The 21,324-nt window shown below is 65.1% G+C and carries 15 protein-coding genes and 1 pseudogene; 13 read left to right on the forward strand and 3 right to left on the reverse strand.

From position 1 onward, the window contains the following. Positions 1 to 34: 34 nt before the first annotated feature. A pseudogene (locus tag K323_RS28535) lies at positions 35 to 919 on the forward strand (restriction endonuclease). Positions 920 to 954: 35 nt separating this feature from the next. On the opposite strand, the gene K323_RS0115470 reads toward K323_RS28535, so the two are convergent. Further along, entirely contained in the window at positions 955 to 1,305 is a 351-nt protein-coding gene (locus K323_RS0115470; RefSeq protein ID WP_084697373.1) for a DUF4190 domain-containing protein, read from the reverse strand. An 87-nt stretch (positions 1,306 to 1,392) separates the two neighbouring features. Continuing rightward, positions 1,393 to 2,379 (reverse strand): hypothetical protein, encoded by a 987-nt coding sequence (locus tag K323_RS29005; RefSeq protein ID WP_022886179.1) that lies wholly within the window; start codon positions 2,377 to 2,379, stop codon positions 1,393 to 1,395. A gap of 418 nt (positions 2,380 to 2,797) precedes the next feature. On the opposite strand from K323_RS29005, the gene K323_RS0115480 reads away from it, so the two are divergent. Both K323_RS0115480 and K323_RS0115485 read left to right on the forward strand, forming a co-directional pair. Next, a complete protein-coding gene (locus K323_RS0115480) occupies positions 2,798 to 3,835 on the forward strand; it encodes a Fic family protein (RefSeq protein WP_022886180.1) in 1,038 nt (345 codons plus the stop codon). Between the two features lie 4 nt (positions 3,836 to 3,839). Then, positions 3,840 to 7,238, forward strand: coding sequence for a DEAD/DEAH box helicase family protein (locus K323_RS0115485; protein ID WP_022886181.1), 3,399 nt, complete (start codon positions 3,840 to 3,842; stop codon positions 7,236 to 7,238). Positions 7,239 to 7,257: 19 nt separating this feature from the next. Here the strand turns inward: K323_RS0115485 and K323_RS0115490 are convergent, their stop codons facing one another. After that, on the reverse strand, positions 7,258 to 7,746 hold the full coding sequence (locus K323_RS0115490) for a hypothetical protein (RefSeq protein ID WP_157509458.1): 489 nt from the start codon (positions 7,744 to 7,746) through the stop codon (positions 7,258 to 7,260). A 150-nt stretch (positions 7,747 to 7,896) separates the two neighbouring features. Between K323_RS0115490 and K323_RS0115495 the strand changes: the two genes are divergently transcribed. The 10 genes from K323_RS0115495 to K323_RS26560 all read left to right on the forward strand — a co-directional run bounded on the left by K323_RS0115495 (position 7,897) and on the right by K323_RS26560 (position 21,312). Beyond that, positions 7,897 to 11,493, forward strand: a complete 3,597-nt coding sequence (locus K323_RS0115495; protein ID WP_022886183.1) for an FtsX-like permease family protein — start codon at positions 7,897 to 7,899, stop codon at positions 11,491 to 11,493. Next, positions 11,490 to 14,303, forward strand: a complete 2,814-nt coding sequence (locus K323_RS0115500; protein WP_022886184.1) for an ABC transporter permease — start codon at positions 11,490 to 11,492, stop codon at positions 14,301 to 14,303. Before K323_RS0115495 ends, K323_RS0115500 begins: the two co-directional genes overlap by 4 nt. After that, positions 14,300 to 15,220: an ABC transporter ATP-binding protein gene (locus tag K323_RS26550; RefSeq protein WP_022886185.1), complete on the forward strand. Its 921-nt coding sequence runs from the start codon at positions 14,300 to 14,302 to the stop codon at positions 15,218 to 15,220. Before K323_RS0115500 ends, K323_RS26550 begins: the two co-directional genes overlap by 4 nt. Next, positions 15,217 to 15,951, forward strand: a complete 735-nt coding sequence (locus K323_RS0115510; RefSeq protein WP_022886186.1) for an ABC transporter ATP-binding protein — start codon at positions 15,217 to 15,219, stop codon at positions 15,949 to 15,951. Before K323_RS26550 ends, K323_RS0115510 begins: the two co-directional genes overlap by 4 nt. Before the next feature lie 165 nt (positions 15,952 to 16,116). After that, positions 16,117 to 16,695 (forward strand): hypothetical protein, encoded by a 579-nt coding sequence (locus K323_RS26555; RefSeq protein WP_022886187.1) that lies wholly within the window; start codon positions 16,117 to 16,119, stop codon positions 16,693 to 16,695. Between the two features lie 143 nt (positions 16,696 to 16,838). Further along, positions 16,839 to 17,108: a 30S ribosomal protein S15 gene (gene rpsO, locus K323_RS0115520; RefSeq protein WP_022886188.1), complete on the forward strand. Its 270-nt coding sequence runs from the start codon at positions 16,839 to 16,841 to the stop codon at positions 17,106 to 17,108. A 164-nt stretch (positions 17,109 to 17,272) separates the two neighbouring features. Further along, complete coding sequence (locus K323_RS0115525) at positions 17,273 to 18,322, forward strand: LLM class flavin-dependent oxidoreductase (protein WP_022886189.1); 1,050 nt, start codon at positions 17,273 to 17,275, stop codon at positions 18,320 to 18,322. A 40-nt stretch (positions 18,323 to 18,362) separates the two neighbouring features. Beyond that, a complete protein-coding gene (locus tag K323_RS0115530; protein ID WP_022886190.1) occupies positions 18,363 to 18,845 on the forward strand; it encodes a VanZ family protein in 483 nt (160 codons plus the stop codon). Positions 18,846 to 18,849: 4 nt separating this feature from the next. Further along, a complete protein-coding gene (locus K323_RS0115535) occupies positions 18,850 to 19,620 on the forward strand; it encodes a fructosamine kinase family protein (protein WP_022886191.1) in 771 nt (256 codons plus the stop codon). 150 nt (positions 19,621 to 19,770) lie between these two features. Next, positions 19,771 to 21,312, forward strand: a complete 1,542-nt coding sequence (locus K323_RS26560; RefSeq protein WP_022886192.1) for an amino acid permease — start codon at positions 19,771 to 19,773, stop codon at positions 21,310 to 21,312. Positions 21,313 to 21,324 lie beyond the last annotated feature (12 nt).

Consider the following 21,324-nt stretch of genomic DNA (forward strand, 5'->3'; position numbering starts at 1 on the left):
AGACGCTTCCTCGATTCCGGCATGGCAGTTTTTCATGAAGCCGATTCTTGAAGTTCTCTCCGATGGGCAGGTCTGGCAGAAGAAGGCGCTCGAAGAATCAGCGCTCGATCATGCAAACATCCCGCGCGAACAACGACTTGAACTACTTCCGTCCGGTCAATACCGAGCCCTGAATCGAATGGGCTGGGCGATGTCGTTCCTGACCCGTGCTCAGGCGATATCGAAGCCCGTGAGAGCTGTCTTCCAAATCACCGACACTGGCCGCAAATTGCTAGTGGAGAACCCTGAGGGAATTGCAGAGCAAGCCCTCAAAGCTATTCCTGCCTTTCAGGAGTACGTTCCTCAGCGCGGTCGACGGTCAACGAAAGCTTCAACGTTGAACAACGAAGAACCGAATCCTGAAGAAGATCCGATCGAACTCATCGAATCAGGAATCGCGACTTTCGAGTCTGAGGTGGCCGCAGACCTTTTCCGTCGTCTTCGTGAACAGCATCCAGACTTCTTCGAGCAAGCAGTCGTTGACCTTCTCATCGCAATGGGTTACGGGGGAGCGGAGCAGCGGGTTCGCCGGCTTGGCCGTACAGGTGATGGCGGCGTTGACGGCGTCATCGATCAGGACGCTCTCGGCTTGAATCGCGTTTACGTTCAAGCAAAGCGGTATGGTGCAGGCAACTCGGTGCAGCGGCCTGAGCTGTAAGGATTCGTCGGCGCACTTGCCGATAAGGGGGCAACGCAAGGAGTCTTCGTAACCACCAGTGCTTTTAGTAGCGGTGCTCGAGATTACGTCGACCGCATCCCGAGCCGAGTGGTTCTCATCGACGGCCAACGCCTTGCTGACCTCATGATTCGTTACCGCGTCGGTGTCCAGGTCAAACAGACTTACGACGTGGTTGAGGTCGACGAAGACTACTTCGAATAGACGATCGGCTCCGATTCGCTCCCACCGCGCGAATATTAGCGATTCGCGGCCGAACCGATCGCGCTCAGGATGAGCACCAACATGCCCAGTACGAGCGGGGTGAATCCGAGGCAGATTCCCCAGAGCGCCATGCCTCGACCCAGGCCGTTCACGCGCTTCGAGGTGTTGAGGCCGACGAAGCCGAAGATAATCGCCAGAATGGCCGGGATCGGCGACAGAAAGATCAGGATGATCGTGAGCGCCGGCAGCACTCCGAGAATTCCGCAGATCAGCGCCGCAACGGCCATGCCATTCGACGGGGGTCGTACAACCTGCTGATAGACAACTTGATACGCCGTGGGATACATCGGCTGTTGCTGGGGCTGGTGTGGATTGAGGTCACTCACGGTTCACATTCCTTCTACTTGATATTGATGGGGCGCGGGGACGCCGGCTTTCGGGTCGTCGGCGTCCCCGCCTACTGAACGGGCTGGCTAACCGACGGTGATCGACCAGGGGCCGTCGGCCTTGACCTCGATCAGCGACGGTCCTCCCGCCCACGGTTTGGTGCCGGAGTAGGCACCGATCTCGTTGACGACGAGGTCATTGCGATTGCCATAGGTCCAGACCACAAAGTTGCGCGAACCTCCGTGAGTGATGGTCGCGACTCCCGGGTCACCGCGGTAGATGACCACGAAGTCACCGGTTCCGGCCGCCGTTGCTCCAGCGAATTCAGGCACAGCACGCAGTGACTTGACCACCACAGACCAATCACCGTTTGCCGTGATCTCCAGCGTCGACGAGCCACCATCGGCTGCACTGAGCACGGATCCGGTGTACGCACCGATGGTGTTCACGAGGAGATCGGTCTGCGCCATGTTCGCGTCGAGCGACCACACGACGAAGTTGCGATCACCGACGTAGTTGACGTCCGCGACCCACGGCTCGCCGACACCGTCGGGCGGTGCGATCTGCAGAACCGTGTCACCGGTGCCGCTGTAGACGGCATCCGCGGGCACCGGGATCACGACCGGGGTTGGTGTTGGCGTCGGCTTGGGCGTTGCCTTGGTCGCCGGCGCCTTCGCCGCGGGGGCTGCAGGCTCGGCCTTCGCCGGGGCATCCGTCGCCGCAGCAACGAGGCTCTTGCTGGGCGAGCCCAGAGAAGCGAGAAAGCTCACGCTGGCGACGATCGCGACGATGAACCCGAGGCCGCCGAGCACGACGCCCGAGATCCCCTTGCCCTTCCGTGCAATCGACTTCGACGCGATCGTCGCGATGCCGAGGCCGATTGCAGCAAGAGCCGGCAGCCAAGCCAGGAAGGAGAGCCCGGGAATCACCGCGAACACCACGGCGACGATACCCAACACCAGCGCCGTGGTGCCGAGCTTCGACTTTTTCGGAGCCGGGGCGAGCGGGGCGGGGTGCAGCCGGACTGGAGCCGACGGTTGCGCCGGCAGCGACGGGAGGCGGAGTGCTCGCACCGAACACCGGTGGCAGGTGCTGTTCCGGCAGCCCGTCGGGGAGCGGCGGATGGCTGCCTGGTTCGGCTCCGACGTCCCGGCCGTTGTCGTTGGACATGATCACTCTTCTCTGGGCCGATCGGCCCGTCGGGAACGCCCGGACAGAGAGTCCGAACGACCGCCGGGTGTGACCGGGCAGTAGAGCAGTTCATCGGCGACCACCGACACTGCGGCCTCGAAGATGTCCGAATCCGAGCGGTTTCGAGCAAATCACCCCGCAACTGGGGTCAGCAGCAAGCCGCGACCGTGACCGAGTACTTCGCTGTGCTGAACAGAATGGAAGCGCTGCAGGAGAATGCAGAGTTGATTGTTCACATTTTTCATCGCACGCTGCGACAAACTCCGATAGTTTGATTTGTACAAATGTTGAAGGGCCACTGTGACAAATTCGCCGTCCAGCGATCGGGACCCGCGTGGGCGACTGTCACGCGTTGCCATCTTTCAACGACTCGACGCCGCCATCGAGGAACTCGGAAACTTCGGGGGGATGCCGACGCCAGCCGAAGCGGCATCCATCTGGGACGATATCTGGCATCTTGAGGCGCACAACTCAACCGCGCTCGAAGGCAACACACTGGTCTTGCGGGAAGTTAAGAACTTGCTCGATCAGGGGCGGGCTGTGGGTGGAAAAGAGCTCAAGGACTATCTCGAAGTCCGTGGATACGGCGACGCGGCGACCTGGGTGTACTCCCAAGCGCGCTCCGCTGGCGATTGGGCTGGGGATGACCTCATCACTCTGACCGAGGTCAGGCACGTCCATCAATTGGTGATGGAAAAAGTCTGGCAGGAGGCTCCACACGAACAGGCCACCACCGAAGAGTCGCCTGGAGGATTTCGGCGGCACGACATTCATCCGTTCTCCGGCGGGATGACCCCACCTTCGTGGGTAGATGTTCCTCCTCAGCTGTCAAGTTGGATACAGGACGCAAACGCGTTGGGTCGGGAGATCAACGGTGGGCTCCTCGTCGCCGAGCGAGTACTGCGTCTTGCAGACTTGCACGCCAGGTTCGAAAGAATCCATCCATTCCTCGATGGCAACGGACGAACTGGTCGACTCGTGATGAACCTGATTCTCGTCAAGCTCGGATGGCCACCGGTCATCATTTTCAAACAGGATCGTACAAAGTATCTCCGTTCGCTCGACAAGGCCGACAAGGGGGATCCAGGACCTCTCGCTGAAGTCCTCAGCCGCTCCATCGTCGACAATCTCCACCGCCTCATCGTTCCGAATGTTGCTGGACCGGCGAGGCTTGTGCCGCTGGAGTCATTGGCGTCCGAAGACTTCAGTTACACAGCGCTTCGTCAGGCCGCCAACCGTGGACGTTTGGACGCCAGTCGTGCGAGTGACGGCTCCTGGCGGTCATCGCGCCACGCAGTGGCACGCTACATCGCGTCGAAGTACAAGCGGGAGAGCTGAGTACATGAGCAACTTCGACTTCGTGCGCTCCGCCTGGCCCGAGATCGCTGAGGAGGCGCGTCGCGCCGAGCATTACACCTTCGGCGACCCGCGCTCCTCGGTGTTCTACGCGAGACGCACCCTCGAGCTTGCCGTGCACTGGCTGTACCGAACGGATGCCTCGCTCAGGCGCCCTTACAAAGACGACCTGTCGAGCCTGCTGTTCGAGCCCACCTTCAAGCAACTCGTCGGCCCAGGCCTCCACACCAAGATGGACCTGATCCGCAAACAGGGCAACTTCGCCGTGCACCGCACCACACCGGTGCGGCACGCCGACAGCCTGCCGATCGTGCGGGAACTCTTCCACGTGCTCATCTGGCTCGCCACCCACTACGCACTCATCGCCGACCTGCGACCCGATGCCGGAAAGCCCTTCGACGCGGCATCCATCCCGAAGCCCCAGCCGGGAGCCGCAGCCCGCACTCAGGCGCAGATCCAGCAACTCGCGGCCGACAACGAGGCGAAGGATGCCGCGCTCGCGAAAGCACTGGAACAGAGCGAATCACTGCAGGCAGAGCTCGACGCGCTGCGCGCCGAGTTTGCCGCGGCCAAAGCGGCCAACGCCGTCATCCCCGACACCCACGACTACCGCGAAGATGAAACCCGCGACCGGTACATCGACGTGCTGCTGCGCGAGGCAGGTTGGAGCCTGAGCGACGAACGCGACGTCGAGTTCCCGGTCACCGGTATGCCGAACGCCTCCGGTGTCGGTGCCGTCGACTACGTGCTCTGGGGCGCAGACGGCCTCCCGCTCGGACTGATCGAGGCGAAACGCACTAAGCGAGATGCCCGCGCCGGCCAGGAGCAGGCGAGGCTTTACGCCGACGCACTCGAACGCCAATTCGGCCAGCGACCGGTCATCTTCTATACCAACGGCTACGACCACTGGATCTGGGACGACACCCATTACCCGCCCAGGCAAGTGCAGGGCTTCTACACGCAAGACCAACTCGCGCTCCTCGTGCAGCGACGGGGCTCCCGGCATCCGCTCGCCGAACTCGCCGTCGACGAACGCATCGTCGGCAGGCATTATCAGGTGCGTGCGGTGCGCAAGGTCGCCGAGGCATTCGATGCCAGGAACGAACGCAAAGCACTGCTCGTGATGGCGACCGGCAGCGGCAAGACGCGCACCGTCATCGCGCTCGTCGACCTTCTGATGCGCGCCAACCTGGTCAAACGCGTGCTATTCCTCGCCGACCGGGTCGCACTGGTCAACCAGGCGGTGAACGCGTTCAAGGAACACCTTCCGGATGCCGCGCCGGTCAACCTGGTGACAGAGAAGGATGCCGATGGCCGGGTCTTCGTCTCGACCTACCCGACGATGATGGGACTCATCGACCAGGGCGGCGCATTCAATGGTGCCAGCGATCTTCGCCGGTTCGGCCCAGGCTACTTCGACCTCATTATCGTCGATGAGGCACATCGCTCGGTGTACCAGAAGTACGGCGAGATCTTCAGCTATTTCGATTCGTTGCTGGTCGGCCTGACGGCGACGCCGAAGAACGAGATCGATCACAACACCTACGGCCTATTCAACCTGGAAGACGGCGTTCCCACCGACTCCTATGAGCTGGGCGAGGCGATCAGCGACGGATACCTCGTGCCGCCGGTCGGCCGGCCGATCTCCCTCGGATTCATGACCCGCGGCATCCGTTACGACGACCTGAGCGCAGATGAGCAAGACCAGTGGGATCTCATTGAATGGGAAGACGGCCTGGTGCCTGCCGAAGTCGATGCTGCAGCCGTCAACAAATGGCTCTTCAACACCGACACCGTCGACAAGGTGCTCGAAGTGCTGATGACGGAGGGCCGCACGGTTGCGGCTGGTGACCGCTTGGGCAAGACGATCATCTTCGCGAAGAACAACGCTCACGCCGAGTTCATTGTTGAGCGCTTCGACGCGAACTATCCAGAGCATGCAGGGCATTTCGCCCGCGTGATCACGCACAAGGTCGAGTATCGGCAGAGTCTCATCGACGACTTCGGCCAGACAGAGAAGTCGCCACAGATCGCGATCTCGGTCGACATGCTCGATACCGGCATCGACGTTCCCGACGTGGTCAACCTGGTCTTCTTCAAGCCGGTGCACTCGAAGACTAAGTACTGGCAGATGGTGGGCCGCGGCACCCGTCTGCAACCTGACCTCTACGGGCCGGGCAATCCGAAACAAGACTTCGTCATCTTCGACGTGTGCGGCAACATCGAGTACTTCAACCAGGACGTGCCGAGCGCGGAGAGCTCGAACTCGCCGTCGTTGACGCAACGTCTGTTTGAAATGCGTCTCAGGATGGTGGAAGCGCTCGACCAGGTCATCTCCCCGAGTGATTCCGAGGTCAGCGTTCGGCGGGATCTCGTCGCCGGCCTGCACACCATCGTGACGGGAATGAGCCTGGGCAACTTCCTGGTGCGCAAGCATCGCCGCACGGTCGAACGATTCTCAGAAGCGGAGAGCTGGGGGCGACTCGATGCCGACGCCCTGGCAGAGGCCGCTGCGCTCTCTGGCCTGCCATCCTCAGCACTGGCCGCGGACACCGACGAGGAAGCGAAACGGTTCGACCTGCTTGCGCTCCATGCGCAGCTGGGCGTGGTGGCAGGCGATCTCGGATTTGCCGCTGCCAAACAAAGGATTCAGGCCATCGCCGATGCGCTCGGCGACCAGAGGAGCATCCCCGTCGTCGCGCAGAACCTCGAACTGATTGCCGCGGTGGCGACGGATGACTGGTGGGACGGCGTCACCCTCCAGATGCTGGAAGTGATGAGGCTGCGCCTGCGCGGGCTCGTGCGGCTCATCGACAGGACCCGCCAGGCGATCGTTTACACAGACTTCGAAGACACACTTGGTGGCATCGGCACCACTGATCTCGTGATCAGTGCACCGGGGGTGGATCGTGAACGGTTCCGGGCGAAGCTCTACCACTTCCTGCGTGAGCACGAGGATCAGGTGGTGCTGCACAAGGTGCGCACCGGCAAGCAACTGACCGCCGTCGATCTGGACGAACTCGAGCGAATCCTCACGCTCAGCGGCGAATTCACGGCAGAGGAGATCGCCGCCGGAGCCGCTGAAGCGAACGGACTGGGCCTGCTGATTCGGTCGGTCGCCGGGATGGACCGGATCGCGGCATCCGAAGCCATGAGCGGGTTTGTGGGTGACTCCACCCTGAACGGCAACCAGTTGGCATTCGTCAACCTGATCATCGAGCACCTCACCCGGCGCGGTTCCGTCGACCCGGCGCTACTGTATGAGGCTCCTTTCACGGGTTACGCTCCCACCGGCCCAGACGGGCTGTTCACGGATGCGCAGGTGACAACACTCGTCGACACGCTGCGCCGGGTGGACGCGACGGCATCAGCTGAGGCCTCCTGACCCACCGGGCTTGCGAAACCTACGGTCGTTCGACTGGGTCGAGCGGTGGATCGGCCGAGATTTCAGGGACAGGGACAGGCTTGGGCGCGAGCACAGCCGGCAGGAATGCGAGGATGATCGCGCCGCCAACCAGCACACCCCATGACAGCATGGCTGGTGCCTGGTTCGCGCCGAGGTTTGCGCTGATCGTCCAGGTGATCAGGCAGAGGCTTCCGACAAGCCCCGTCACGAGCAGCGTGCGTCGCGACTCGAAATTCTCCACCGGGGTGAGACTGGAGACGAACCCGAAGATTGCCGAGACGAAGGCGGTCACACCGGTGAGTGCGACGAACACCCAGGTGGGCTGCGTGGAGACCACTGAATCACCGGACCACTGGGTCGGAAGAGTCTCCGGCAGACCGTCGCGCCACAGGAACCAGGTGACCACGATTGCCGCAGCGGGAACCAGCGTGAGAACGCCCGCTGCGACGAGCCGAATACGTCGTGCCCCGCGCTCCGTCCCACCCATGGCTTGATCCTCCCACGACTCCAGTGCGCCGTCGGCAGCGGATGGCCGAACACAGCCCATGTGACAAGGGAACGGAGGTGGGCTTCCGGTAGCATGCACGAGAGCAAGACGTGCTCGCATGCTTCGTGCGGATACCACCGGGGAGTCGACGTGAAGCACGATGCTCGGCGCTCTGGCGGCTCTGGCGGCTCGGCCGTGCGCGGCCTGCACCGCTCCTGGCTGCTCGGGATGACAGCCGGTCGCTGGCGAGCGGAATGGCGCCAGGTCGTGGCCGTGGCCGCGGTCGCAACCCTCGCCTGCACCCTCGTCACCTCACTCGGCCTGCTCGTGACCGCTACCGAGCAGGGCGGCGTTCGTGGCGCCCTCACCGCCCTCCCGACCGATCAGACCACGCTCGACGTGCGCGTCCTGAACCCCACCGCCTCCATCGAACGAAGCCGCGATGCGCTTGCGGGTTCGGTCTCCTCGGTACTGGGCGACTCTGCTACCTTCACGTCGACCGGCATGGTCCTCACGCAGCTGGGCGACGTCTCCGGGCTCGGCACCGAGCCGGCACTCACCTACTTCGGTGAGCTCGACGACATCTCCGACCACGCCTCCATCGTCGAGGGAGCCTGGGCAGACGCCGTTGCTGTTCAAACGGATGCCGCGCAATCGGATGCCGCGACAACCGATGCCGCGACAACCGATGCCGCGACAACGGATGCCGCGGTGCCCGTTGCGCTGCCCGAGTCGGCCGCACGCGCCGTCGGCCTCACCGTCGGCAGCACGCTCGACGTCGCCTTCGGCACCGGCACGACCACCGCCCAGGTGGTCGGGCTCTACCGCGCAGACGACCCGACGGACGACTTCTGGACCAACGACGTGTTGCACGGCGAGGGCAACGACCCACAGTTTCCGCGGCCAGGCGTGCGTTTCTACGATCCGATGGAGGCATTCGGGCCACTCATCGCCTCGCCGGGAGCAATCGATGCGGCCGATGTCCCGGTGTCGTTCATCGACATCGCCTATGCTCCTGAGTTCGCCGACACCACCGTCGACCAGCTGGCGCCGTTGATCGATCGGCTGCGAACCGCCGGTATCGACATCCCGAGCCAGGCCGGAAGGCTCGGCGAGAGCATCTTCGTCTCCTCTCCGACCGCTGATGCGGTTACTGCCGTCGTGTCTGGTCTCGTGGTCACCCGCTCCACGGTGGTGGTCATCAGCCTGCTCCTCGTCGTACTCGCGCTGGCGGCCATGACCCAGACCGCCCGGGTATTCACCGATGCCCGCGACACTGAACAGCAACTCATGCGGTCGCGCGGGGCGTCTGCCGCCCATGTGCTCGCGCTCGGAGCCGTGGAGGCCTGCGCGATCGGCGCTGTCGCAGTGCTGGCGAGCCCTCCGCTGGCACTACTGGTCTACCGGCTGCTGGCGATACAGCCCCCGATGGTCGCTGCGGGCATGCCGACGGACGTCGCGATCTCGCCGATCACCTGGCTGACGGCATCCGTCATGGCCGTTCTCGTCGTCGTGGTGCTGGTTGCCCCGGTCGCCCCGCTGCCGTGGCGACGCGAACGCACCATCGTCGACGGGGCGCAATCGAAGACCCGCCAGCGCCGGCTCTCCGGCTTCATGAGATCAGGACTCGACCTGGGGCTCATCTTCCTCGCAGCCATCGCCTACTGGCAGCTGTGGTTGTACCGCACCACGATTGGCGGCGGGGCGTCGCTCGCCGTCGATCCGGTGCTCGCTGCGGGGCCGGCGCTGGTGCTCCTGGCCGGCGCACTGCTCTGTGCGCGACTGATCCCGGTGGCTGCACGCCTCATCGAGCGGGCAGGATCCGGTGCGCGCGGGATGGTGCTGCCGCTGGCGTCGTGGGAGATCGGCAGGAGAACGCAGCGGGCGACGGCAGCGGTGCTGCTGCTGAGCCTTGCCCTGGCGGTTGGCACGTTCAGCCTGTCGTTCCTGACGACGTGGCAGAACTCACAGCGCGATCAGGCAGCTCTCGCGGTCGGCGCCCCGGTTCGCGCACTGGCCGATCCGGCCACAGCGAGCGAGCAGGCCGTCGATCTCGCGGCCGGTGCGCAGGGTGAGGCGCAACCGGCGATCCACCGTTCCGCGCGCGTTGCCGGCCCGGACGCAGCGAGCGGCGTGGGCGAGCCCGCCGCTGGTGTTCCGGCGCAGGTGCTGGCCCTCTCCTCTGCCGCCAGGAACATGATCGCCGACGGCCGGGTGGGCGACGAGGGTGGCAGGAAGCTGGCTGAGTCGCTGGCCGGGGATGCGGCGGTGTCCGGCGGTGTTCAATTGCCGGGAGATGTAGACAGGCTCTCTGCAACCGTTCAGATCGGCGACACGGCAACCGCGCTGCCGGGCGTCAATGCCGAAGTGCGGGCGATCCTTGAAGGCGCGAGCGGGCTGCTCACCACGGTGAGCTTCGGCGAGGTCGAAGCCGACGGCGAAGTCCACGCGGTTGAAGCTCTGGTGGGCGTGGGGGCAGAAGACACGGGGGAAGAGAACACGGGGGATGAGACGCCGGATGCGGCTGGATCGACTCGTGCGGAGCAGCTGCGCTTTGTCGGGCTCCAGACCGTCTTCACCGGAACCGACCCAGGGGACGCCGTGCCCGACGAGGCGGAACTGACCGTGCTCTTCGGAGACCTCGGGGTCACGCAGCGGGGATCGATGTCCGTCCAACCGGTGCCGTTCGATGCCGATGCGGCGTCCGATGCCTACCCAGCATGGTTCGGCACCAGCGGAGACGCGGCCGACCGGCCGCCCGTGCCGGGGCAGGCCGGTAGACAGCTGTCGCTCGAAGTGCTGATCCCTTCCACCGTCGATTCGCGACCTGCGTCGTTCGCCATGGTGGGCTGGAAGCCTGTCACCGAGTTGGCCGCCGTTGTGCCAACGGCTTTCGCTTCCACCTTCAACGTCGACACCGGTTCCCAGCTCACGTTGCGGGTGCAGGGCCAGCTGGTGCCGATCCGGCTTGCGGGCACGGTGCCGCTCGTTCCCGGTGCCGCCACGGTCACCGAGCTGGCGACGGCGGGAGCAAACATCCCGGCGGCCGACAGCCGTGACGCAACCGTGGTCGTCGACGAATCCGCCCTGTCGAGGGCGCTTGCCCAGGCTGGGCTCTCCGGGCCGTTCGTCGACGAATGGTGGATCGACGTCGCTGCCGGGCAGGGGCAGGCGTACACGGATGCCTATACGGATGCGCGCAGTGAAGCGCGCCCGGCCGATTCCGCGGCCGGCACGCAGACGACCAACCTGGCGGCGGCATCCGTCGTCAGTCGTGACGGGCTCGCGCGGCAGTTGCAGGAGTCGCCGCTCAGGGTGGCGACCCAGGCGGCGCTCTGGCTCGGAGTGATTGCCGGCGCGCTCCTCGCGGCCGTCGGCTTCATCGTCAATATCATCGCCGCATTGCGCGCTCGTCGCCTCGAACTCGCGCACCTCCAGGCGATCGGTACCTCGCGTGGGGCCCTGTCTGCACTCCTGGCTCTCGAATCGCTTCTGCTGTGCGCACTCGGCACGGTCTTCGGGATCGCCATCGGGCTGCTACTGGTGTGGCTGGTCGGCCCTCTCGTTGCACTCTCACCGGACGGCACGACTCCGGTGCCGGCCGTGGTGATCGACATCCCGTGGGCGCAGCTCGCGCTTCTCGCCCTCGAAGTGGGCGCGGTGCTCGCTGTCGTCGTGGCACTCACCGCCATCGTGCAACGATCCACCCGCCCCGCCGAACTGCTGCGCGAGGGAGGCGAGTCATGAGGCAGGCTGTGACCCTGAGTGCCCGTCGCGCTCGCCGCGATCTGGGACTGGTCGTGGTGTCTGTGCTCCTCATCGGCTTCCTGACTCTTCTCGCGGCAGCACTGCCCCACCTTCTTCAGGACACCCTTGATGACGGTGCGCGGGAAGCCGTGGCGGCCGCGGGCCCGCAGGCGGACATCGTCGTCACCACAACAGTAGGCACGCCGAACGCATCGACACCGGTAGCGACGCCTGAGCAGGTCATTCAGCTGGCGGGCGAGCTGAAGGGCCGGATGCCGCAAGGGCCAGACGGCACAGGTGGGTTGGCGGAAGCTCTCGGCGACCCGACCGTGACGATCCTCAGCCAGGAGACGCAGGCGACAACGCCCGGTGCCGATCCCGCGCTGGCAGGCACGCGACTGTCCATCCAGGTCGGAATGCTGACATCGGCCCAATTGCACGGACTCACCCTCGTGGATGGGGCACTGCCGGCCGATGCTGCAGGCGAACGGGAAGTGGTGCTTTCCTCTGCGGCTGCGGAAGCGGCATCCGTCGGTGTTGGCAGTGTCCTCAGCGTTCCGCAGGCCGTGGAGCCAGGAACTTCCACGCCGAAGACGACCGACCTGACCGTCGTTGGCATCGTTCAGCCGGCGGCCGATGCGCTCGCCGCCGGTGTCGTTGTGGAAGATGCCAGAGAATGGCTGGATATGCCGCGAATGTGGGCGCCCTCCGACCATTCAACATCCGTTGCCGGAACGTCGGCGGGCATCGTGGTGCTGACCTCACCGCTGGGAATGGAGCTGCTCGGCGCCGTGACCACCGATCCGTCGGACGCCACCATCCGCTTGCCGTTCGTGCCCGACGTGTTCACCGCGGCGCTCGAGGCACGGGTGGCTGACGACGTGCGCGCACTCGACCTGGGAAGTGACGAACTGGCCGGTGATTTCACCGCGCCTCTGGGCGTGCGAAGCGGGTTTGCGGATGCGCTCGCCGATTTCCCCGGGCAGGCAAAGGCGGCCATCGCCCAAATGTCGCTGATGATCGCCGGCGTGCTCGGAGTGGCTGTGACGGTCATCGTGCTTCTTTCGCGGCTCCTCGTGCTGCGGCGCACAGGGGATGTCTCGCTGGAACGCGCACGGGGCGCATCCCTGGTGTCTATCGGAATGCGAACGCTTGTTGAATCGATCCTGGTGAGCCTGGTCGGCGGCGGGATCGGCGTTACCGCTGCCGCCGTGTTCATCCCGGGAATGGAATACGACCTTCTGTCGATTGCGGCTGTGCTTCTTGTTGCCGCGCTGACACCCGTTCTGCAGACGCTCGTGGTGGCGCGCGGCAGCTGGAGTGCCAGCCGAAGCCCGGCGAACGCGTCGGCGCGATCCGGCATCGCGCGGGTCGCGCTGGCACGGCGGCTCGCCGGAGAGGTCACCATGCTGGTGCTAGCCGCTGGGGCGCTGTTCGCGGTGCGAAGCCGCGGACTCCTCGGGACTCGAACGGATGGCGTCGACCCACTCCTGGCCGCGGCACCACTGCTGCTCGCACTCGCTGTCGCGCTCATCCTGGTGCGCGTCTATCCGCTGGTTGTGCGCCTTGTCACGCCGTTCGCTCGGCGCACCAGAGGCGCGCTCGGACTTCTGGGGGCGGTGCAGGCCGAGCGCGGTCTCGCGGTGCTCCCGCTCCTCGCACTCACCCTTGCTGTTGCCCTCGCGGTCGGCGGTGGACTGCTGGTCGACACCGTGCGCTCCGGCCAGGTCGACGCCTCCTGGCAGAGCGTCGGCGCAGATGCGCGCGTCACGGCATCCGCCACAGCACCCCTCACAGAAACGGATGTCGCCGCTGTCGCCGCCGAACCCGGCGTCACGGCCGCGGGGTCGATGCAGGCCAGGGGTGCGTTCAACTCAGCAGCGTCCATCTCGCCTGCGTCGTCAGCCGGGTCGTCACCGGTCTTCGTGACCGTGCTCGCCGTCGACCGAAACTACGCCGACGTCGTTGACGAACTCCGCGACGAACCCGGAGGGGGGCCCGGCTCCGATGTGACCGATCTGCGGGAGCTGGCCGCGGCGTCCGTTCCGGAGCCATCGGGGGAAGAAGATTCGCTGCCGGTTCTCGTGGACGAGCGGCTGACGGAGCGACTGGATAGCTCCGAGCTGGTCATGAGCTACGGCGGGCACAACCTGAAGCTGCGCGTGACAGGCACGGTCGACGCCGTTCCGGGTTACCTCGACGGGCCATTCGTATACGCCGATCTCGATTCGCTGTCTGCCGTCAGCACGGTGCCGCTTGTGCCTGACACGCTGCTGGTCATGGGACCGGGAGCCGCGGCCGCTGTGGAGAGTCTCGGTGTTACGGAGGATGATGTCATCCTGCGCACCGCCTGGGTGGACGACCAGCAGGGTGACGCATTGGTCGCCGGAGTGCACAGGATGATGGTGCTGTCTGTCGGGGCCGTATCCCTGCTCGCGATCATTGCGCTCATCGCCAGTGTGCTGGCGAGCGCAGGCGCGCGCGCACGGTCACTGTCGCTGCTGCGCACCCTCGGTCTCCGGGTGCGGCTGGGGTGGTGGCTTGCATTCGCGGAGACAGCGCCGATGGTTCTCGCGGCACTGTTAGGCGGCATCCTGGCCGGGGTGGGGATGGTGGTGATCCTGGGGCCGTCGCTGGGCCTTGGAACACTCGCGGGCGGCCGGGCGCCAGACCCGGTCGTGTCGCCGGTTGTGATCCTCAGCGTGATCGCCGGCGCTGTGCTTGTGCTTCTCATCACGATGGTCGTCGAGGTTGCCGGTCATCGCCGGGATCGATTGAGTGAGGTTCTTCGAGTGGGAGAGACGATATGACGATTGCGAACACGGGTATCGATCCGAGCTACGGTGAGGGTGCCCTGATCGTGTGCGACAACGTCGTGCGCACCTACCAGTCGGAGCAGATCGAGGTGCAGGCGCTGCAGGGCCTCGACCTGCTGGTCTATCCGGGCGAGACGATCGCGATCGTCGGTGCCTCCGGCTCCGGCAAGTCGACGCTCCTGAACATTCTCTCGGGTCTCGATGTGCCGACGGCGGGCCAGGCGAGGGTGGGTGAATGGGACCTGCTGAGGATGTCTGCCGCGGATCGCCTGGTCTACCGGCGCGACGTTGTCGGATTCATCTGGCAGCAGACGGCACGCAATCTGTTCCCGTACCTGAGCGCGGCCGAGAACGTGGCGCTGCCGATGTCGTTCGCTGGCGTGGCGGCCGGTGAACGCCAGCGACGCACCGCCGAACTGCTCGACGTGCTGGGAATGGGGGAGAAGGCCAATCGTCGACCAGGGCAACTCTCCGGCGGCGAGCAGCAGCGGGTGGCGATCGCCGTGGCGCTGGCCAACCATCCGCAGGTCTTGTTCGCCGACGAACCGACCGGCGAACTCGACGTCGCGACCGGGGAGGAGGTGCTGGCCGCATTGCGTTCGGCCAACACCCACCTCGAAACGGCGGTGGTGATCGTGACCCACGACAGGGCGGTGTCAGACCAGGTGCAGCGCACCGTTGCCATTCGTGACGGGCGCACCGCATCCGAAGTCGTGCGGCACACGCACGTTGACGAACAGGGCGTCTCAGCGGTGATCGCGAGGGAGTACGCCGTGCTCGACCGAGCCGGACGCCTGCAGCTGCCCGCAGGCTACCGCCAGTCGCTCGGGCTTCGCGGCCGGGTGCGTCTTGAGCTCGAGGAAGACCATGTGGGCGTCTGGCCGACTGAACGAAAGGAGGGCGGCGCATGAGCGAGATAGCTGAGGATGCTGTGGCCGGCGACGCGCCGACGAGCAGGATGGCACGGCACAGCGCACCGATGGTCGTTGTCGAGCATCTGAGCCGCACCTATGACTCCGGAGCGGATGCCGTCCACGCGTTGCGAGACGTCTCGTTCGAGATTCCGCGCGGGAAGCTGGTGGCGCTGGTCGGCAGGTCAGGGTCTGGCAAGACCACACTGCTCAATTGCATCGGTGGTCTCGACCAACCGACATCCGGCCGCGTGATCGTCAACGGCACCGACGTGACCTCCCTCGATGAAGGTGGGCGCACCCGGCTGCGGCGCGACGATCTGGCGTTCGTGTTCCAGACCTTCGGACTGCTGCCGATGCTGTCGGCGGCAGAGAACGTGGGGCTCCCACTGCGACTGCAGAAGCTCGACAACGCCACACGCGCCGACCGCGTCGCACACCTGCTTGATCTCGTCGGCCTCTCTGGTCAATCGATGCAGCGTCCAGGTGAACTGTCGGGTGGACAGCAGCAGCGAGTGGCAATCGCGCGAGCGCTGGCCAACTCGCCGCGTCTGCTGATCGCCGATGAACCGACGGGGCAACTCGACTCCGACACTGGCGCGGCGATCATGGCGCTGCTGCAGTCGGTGGTGGCGTCAGAGCACACCACAGCCATCATCTCCACGCACGACGAGACACTGCAGGCGATGGCTGGGGCGAGCCTCCACCTCGCGGACGGCGTCTTGATCTGAACTGCTCGTCTGAATTCCGCCAGCACTGAGCGTCGCCAGCACTGGGGCTCGCCGTCACCGGCCCGATAAGCTTGACGGTGGTCGCTGCAGACCCAGCTTGGGGATGCCGACAGCGAGAGTGAGCGGTCGATGAGGTTTCGGTGGAGGCGGCGAAAGCCCGTGCCGATGAAGCTCTTCGATTACTCGACCCTTCCAGACGCGGAACCGGCCGCACTTGAGGAACTCGTCGATGAGGGCATGATGCTCGCCGAGTTCGCGGCGCGTCTTGCGCTGAAGAACCAGATCGTCATTCGCGCGCTCACCGACCCAGAACCGTACGACCCTGAGCACTATGCCGACCTGGCGCGAAGCGTGCTGTCCGAGCGGGCGAGGGAGTCGGAGGGATCTGCGGCGCTCGCCGGTGCGGCCCGCAAGGCGGCCGCAGGCAGGGAGGGCCTCGGCGACCACCACCATGACTACCGGGACGGCGACTACGCGAACCTGCGCAGGAGGGAGAACACCCATGCTGCTGTCGCCGATCGCCTGTCAAGCCGAATGAACGACGCCGACTACCTGGCCGCCTTCGTCGAGCGGGCGCGCGACGATGCCTGGGCCGACGTCAGCGGTGCCATCACCGCGAGGCTCGACCGCGAATGGGTCGCGCCGGTGCTCGATGCGGCCGGAAGGCGAGAACGCGACAGGCGAATGCACCAGCTGCGACGTGAAGTCTCACAACTGGTGCGGGAGCACCACCGCGCGGGGTGACAGGGGCAGCGCGGGATGGCCAGCAAGTGGGTAGCGCCATACTCTGCTAAACTCGTGAGGTTGCCGTCTAACGGCCGCGGATTAAGAGAGCTCAGGCATCCTGCCCCGGGCACCGCGCAATGAGAGATAAGGGGATTCCATCTATGGCACTCGAAGCAAATGTCAAGAAGGCGATCATCGAAGAATACGCTACCCACCCAGGTGACACCGGATCTCCTGAGGTCCAGATCGCGATGATGACTCAGCGCATCAAAGACCTCACCGAGCACCTGAAAGTGCACAAGCACGACCACCACTCACGTCGTGGCCTGCTTCTGCTGGTTGGCCAGCGTCGCCGTCTGCTCGGCTACCTGACTGACGTGGACATCAACCGTTACCGCTCGTTGATCGAGCGCCTCGGACTGCGCCGCTAAGAAAGCGCGCCGCTAAGAATGCGCGCCGCTAAGTCAGCTCGCCGTCAGCGCAGTCTTCGCTGACACCGCGAACTTCTTACAAACGGGTCGTCACCTTTTCGGTGGCGGCCCGTTCTGTGTGTCCCGCCGGAATAAGCCGGGCGAAGCGCGGGTTCGCACAGGGGATGACAACTTCACTCAGCCTCTCGGTGCTCGACCTTATTCCCGTGCGCAGCACTCAGAGTTCGGCGGACGCGCTCGCGGCATCCGTCGCCCTCGCGAAGCGCGCAGACGACCTTGGGTTCACGCGTTACTGGGTCGCTGAGCACCACAACATGCCGTCGGTGGCTTCGACCAACCCGCCCGTGTTGATCGGCATTCTCGCGTCGCAGACCAGCCGAATCCGGGTCGGCTCCGGCGGCGTCATGCTTCCTAACCACGCGCCGCTGGTCATCGCAGAGCAGTTCGGTCTGCTCGAAGCCGCCTTCCCCGGTCGCATCGATCTCGGGCTCGGCCGTGCCCCGGGCAGTGACCCGATCATTACCGCGCTGCTCCGCTCCACCGGCGCGGTGAGCGAGGTCAACGACTTCCCACGCAACATCGGCGACATCACCGCACTGCTGCACCCGGAAGGCGCGGCATTCGAACTGACATCGGGAAAGTCCTACGAGCTGCGCGCCACACCGTCGGCGCAGACCGTGCCAGAGGTGTGGCTCCTCGGATCCAGCGAGTACTCTGCGCACCTGGCCGCCGAGCGGGGGATGCCCTATGTCTTCGCCAATCACTTCTCCGGCGACAGCACCACCCACGCACTGAATGTCTACCGGCGTGAGTTCACCCCGTCGGAAACCCTGGCCGCGCCGCGCACCTTCCTCACTCTGAACGCATCCGTCGCCGATACGGCAGAGGAGGCCATGGCGCTCGCCCTGCCGCAGATGCAGCACATGGCCAAGCTTCGCTCCGGAGTGCCGCTCAGCGCCCTCTCCACTGTCGAAGAGGCGGCGGCGGCCGAGTTGACGCCCGCCCAGCGCGAGATGATCGAACGGATGAGTGCGAACTGGATCATCGGCGACGCCCAAACCGCAGCCTCCCGCATCCGTGATCTCGCCGGGCAGTTCGGCGTCGACGAGGTCATGCTGCAGCCGGTCGCGTCCGCGCACGCCGCCGACGGTCCGACGACGACGCCGGGTCGCATTCGCGCGCTCGAGCTCCTCGCTGCTGAGCTCCTTCCCTGACCGGCGGCGATCTTCAGGCGGATACGGCAGCATAGAGGGGATGCTGCACCGCCACCCGATCCTGTCCGTCGTCACGCTCGTCTACCTGGCGTTCGTGGGCTGGGTCACGCTCAACCCGCAGCCGTCTCAGACATCGAGCAACGGCTGGCTGCTCAGGGCGCTCGGGTTCTTCGCTCGCCATGACTCCACCGACTGGATCACCTACAGCCTCGTCGAGTTCATCGCCAACATCGCCATGTTCATTCCGATCGGCGTCTTCTTCCTTCTGTTGTTCGGGCGACGGAAGTGGTGGCTCGCCATTTTCGTGGGTGTCGTCCTCACCTGCTTCATCGAGTTCGTCCAGCTGTTCCTCCCGGCCAGGTATCCCGATGTGAGTGACCTCGTCGCCAACTCGACCGGCACCGTCATCGGGGTAAGCCTCGCACTCGTCTTGACGTCTTTCACCATTGCGCGCCGCACCTCACGCCGCCGTGATTCATCGGACCGAGCCCCTATGCCGCGCGGCGGAACTGCGCCAGAGTAGAACTATGGGTTCCCAGAGTGGCTTCACAAAACGACTCTCAGACGCGCCACCCCATTTTTTCGAGGCCGAAGTCGCGGGTCTCGCTTGGCTGAGCGTGCCAGGGGGAGTGCGCACGGCATCCGTCATCGGTCTCGAGCCTGGCCACCTGGTGCTTCAGCACGTCGACGAAGTGCAGCCGAATCGGAATGCCGCGCGCGAGTTCGGCGCGCAGCTTGCCATCACCCATCGGGCCGGCGCCTCAGCATTCGGCGCTCCGCCCGATGGCTACGACGGACCGCTCTACATCGGCAACCGCCAGCTGCCGGCCGCTCACGAGGCCACCTGGGGCGCCTTCTATGCACGCGACCGGGTGCTGCCCTATCTCGAGATCGCACGCCGGGTGCGCAACATCTCCGATGAAGGCGCGCGCGCTGTACGCGAGGCGTGTGACCTCGTCTCCTCCGGCGCCTTCAACGACGATGAGCCGCCGGCCCGCCTGCACGGCGACCTGTGGAACGGCAACGTGTTGTGGTCAGCGGACGGTGTTGTACTCATCGACCCAGCCGCGCACGGCGGGCACCGCGAGACGGATCTGGCCATGCTGGCGCTGTTCGGCTGTCCATACCTCGATGACGTGTTCGGCGGTTACGAGTCGAAGGCACACCTGCGCGCGGGGTGGGCGGAACGCATCCCGCTGCACCAGCTGCATCCGCTCGCCGTGCACGCTGCCGGTCACGGCGCGAGCTACGGCCGGGCGCTCCACGAGGCAGCTACTGCGGTACTCGAACTCGCCTAAAACGCCGCCGCCGCACGCGCCGCCCCACGCGCAGCACCCGCGCATCCGTGCTGGAGTGCGAGAGTGGGGCCGATAGCGCTGCTGCGCCGTACCATGGAATGCCCCGGGGAAGACCCCCAACGGGGACGAACGAATGGATGGCACTCACCGATGAGCCTCAGGCGCACAAAGAGCATTGAAGACTCCCTGTCCGACTCGCTGGAGAAGGGACACAACCTCAAACGAACGCTGGGGACCTGGGACCTCATGATCATGGGAGTGGCCGTAGCGGTCGGCGCCGGCATCTTCTCCGTCGGCGCCAAGGCCGCCGGCAGCTACGCCGGCCCGTCGGTCACCCTCGCGTTTGTGCTCGCGGCCGTCACCTGCGCCCTGGCCATCATGTGTTACGCCGAGTTCGCCTCCGCCGTGCCCATCGCCGGCTCGGCATACACCTTCACCTATGCCACCCTCGGCGAACTCCTCGCCTGGATCATCGGCTGGGACCTCATCCTCGAGATGTTGACAGCGGCTGCGGTGATCGCCAAGTACTGGGGCATCTACCTCAGCGAGGTCTTCCGGCTCTGGAACTGGGACATCCCAGACACCGTCAGCGTCGGCGGGGTCGGCATCAGCTGGGGCCCGTTCATCATCGTCGCCATCTTCACCGTTCTGCTGGTGCTCGGGACCAAACTCTCCGCCAGGGTCACCAGCATTTTCACGATCATCAAGATCGCGATCGTGCTCTTTGTCATCATCGTCGGCGCGTTTTTCATCAACGCCGCGAACTACACGCCCTTCATCCCCGCCGAAGTGCCGAAGGAGGGCGGAGCGAGCGATGTCTGGACCCAGTCCCTGTTCTCCTTCATGACCGGCGCAGCCCCAGCGCAGTACGGCATCTTCGGCCTGCTCGCCGGAGCCTCCCTTGTCTTCTTCGCGTTCATCGGGTTCGACGTGGTGGCGACATCCGCTGAAGAGGTGAAGAACCCGCAACGCACACTGCCGCGTGGAATCTTTGCCGGCCTGGCCATCGTCACGGTGCTTTATGTCGGCGTCAGCCTGGTGCTGACCGGCATGGTGCCGTACACCGTGCTGGCCGATGATCCGGATGCCTCGCTCGCCACCGCCTTCATCTCGGTCGGCGCGGACTGGGCGGCGCAGGTGATCTCCGTCGGCATTCTGGTCGGCCTGACCACCGTCATTATGGTGCTGCTGCTCGGCCTCTCCCGGGTGCTCTTCGCCATGAGCCGCGACGGCCTCCTTCCCCGCTGGCTGAGCGTCACCAGCGAAAAGCGTCGCACGCCGGCGCGCATCCAGATCATCTCTGGCACGCTGGTCGCGCTGATCGCCGGGCTGACGGATGTCGGGGTGCTGGAAGAGATGATCAACATCGGTACTCTTTCAGCGTTCGTTCTCGTGAGCATCGCCGTTGTGGTGCTGCGGCACAAGCGGCCAGACCTGAAACGCGCGTTCAAGGTGCCGTTCTCGCCATACCTCCCGATCCTCTCCGCCGTGCTCTGCCTGTGGCTGATGCTGAACCTGACCACCTTGACCTGGGTGCGTTTCCTGGTCTGGCTGGTGCTCGGCTTCATTATCTACTTCAGTTATGGGCGCGGCCATTCGCTCGTCGGGCTCAAGGCGAAGGGCATCTTCGACGAGACGATCAGGGAGGAAGCAGTGCGAGAGGAGCATCCGGGAAAACTCGGGAATAGCTGACGTTACTTCGTC

The sequence above is a fragment of the Glaciibacter superstes DSM 21135 genome (genome assembly GCF_000421145.1).
GTDB lineage: Bacteria > Actinomycetota > Actinomycetes > Actinomycetales > Microbacteriaceae > Cryobacterium > Cryobacterium superstes.

What these genes read in the sequence shown, in the direction of transcription:
- K323_RS0115485 (WP_022886181.1), top strand. Translation starts at nt 3,840, where the DNA reads ATGAGCAACTTCGACTTCGTGCGCTCCGCCTGGCCCGAGATCGCTGAG.
- K323_RS0115490 (WP_157509458.1), bottom strand. Translation starts at nt 7,746, where the DNA reads ATGGGTGGGACGGAGCGCGGGGCACGACGTATTCGGCTCGTCGCAGCG.
- K323_RS0115500 (WP_022886184.1), top strand. Translation starts at nt 11,490, where the DNA reads ATGAGGCAGGCTGTGACCCTGAGTGCCCGTCGCGCTCGCCGCGATCTG.
- K323_RS26550 (WP_022886185.1), top strand. Translation starts at nt 14,300, where the DNA reads ATGACGATTGCGAACACGGGTATCGATCCGAGCTACGGTGAGGGTGCC.
- K323_RS0115510 (WP_022886186.1), top strand. Translation starts at nt 15,217, where the DNA reads ATGAGCGAGATAGCTGAGGATGCTGTGGCCGGCGACGCGCCGACGAGC.
- K323_RS26555 (WP_022886187.1), top strand. Translation starts at nt 16,117, where the DNA reads ATGAAGCTCTTCGATTACTCGACCCTTCCAGACGCGGAACCGGCCGCA.
- rpsO (WP_022886188.1), top strand. Translation starts at nt 16,839, where the DNA reads ATGGCACTCGAAGCAAATGTCAAGAAGGCGATCATCGAAGAATACGCT.
- K323_RS0115525 (WP_022886189.1), top strand. Translation starts at nt 17,273, where the DNA reads ATGACAACTTCACTCAGCCTCTCGGTGCTCGACCTTATTCCCGTGCGC.
- K323_RS0115530 (WP_022886190.1), top strand. Translation starts at nt 18,363, where the DNA reads ATGCTGCACCGCCACCCGATCCTGTCCGTCGTCACGCTCGTCTACCTG.
- K323_RS0115535 (WP_022886191.1), top strand. Translation starts at nt 18,850, where the DNA reads ATGGGTTCCCAGAGTGGCTTCACAAAACGACTCTCAGACGCGCCACCC.
- K323_RS26560 (WP_022886192.1), top strand. Translation starts at nt 19,771, where the DNA reads ATGAGCCTCAGGCGCACAAAGAGCATTGAAGACTCCCTGTCCGACTCG.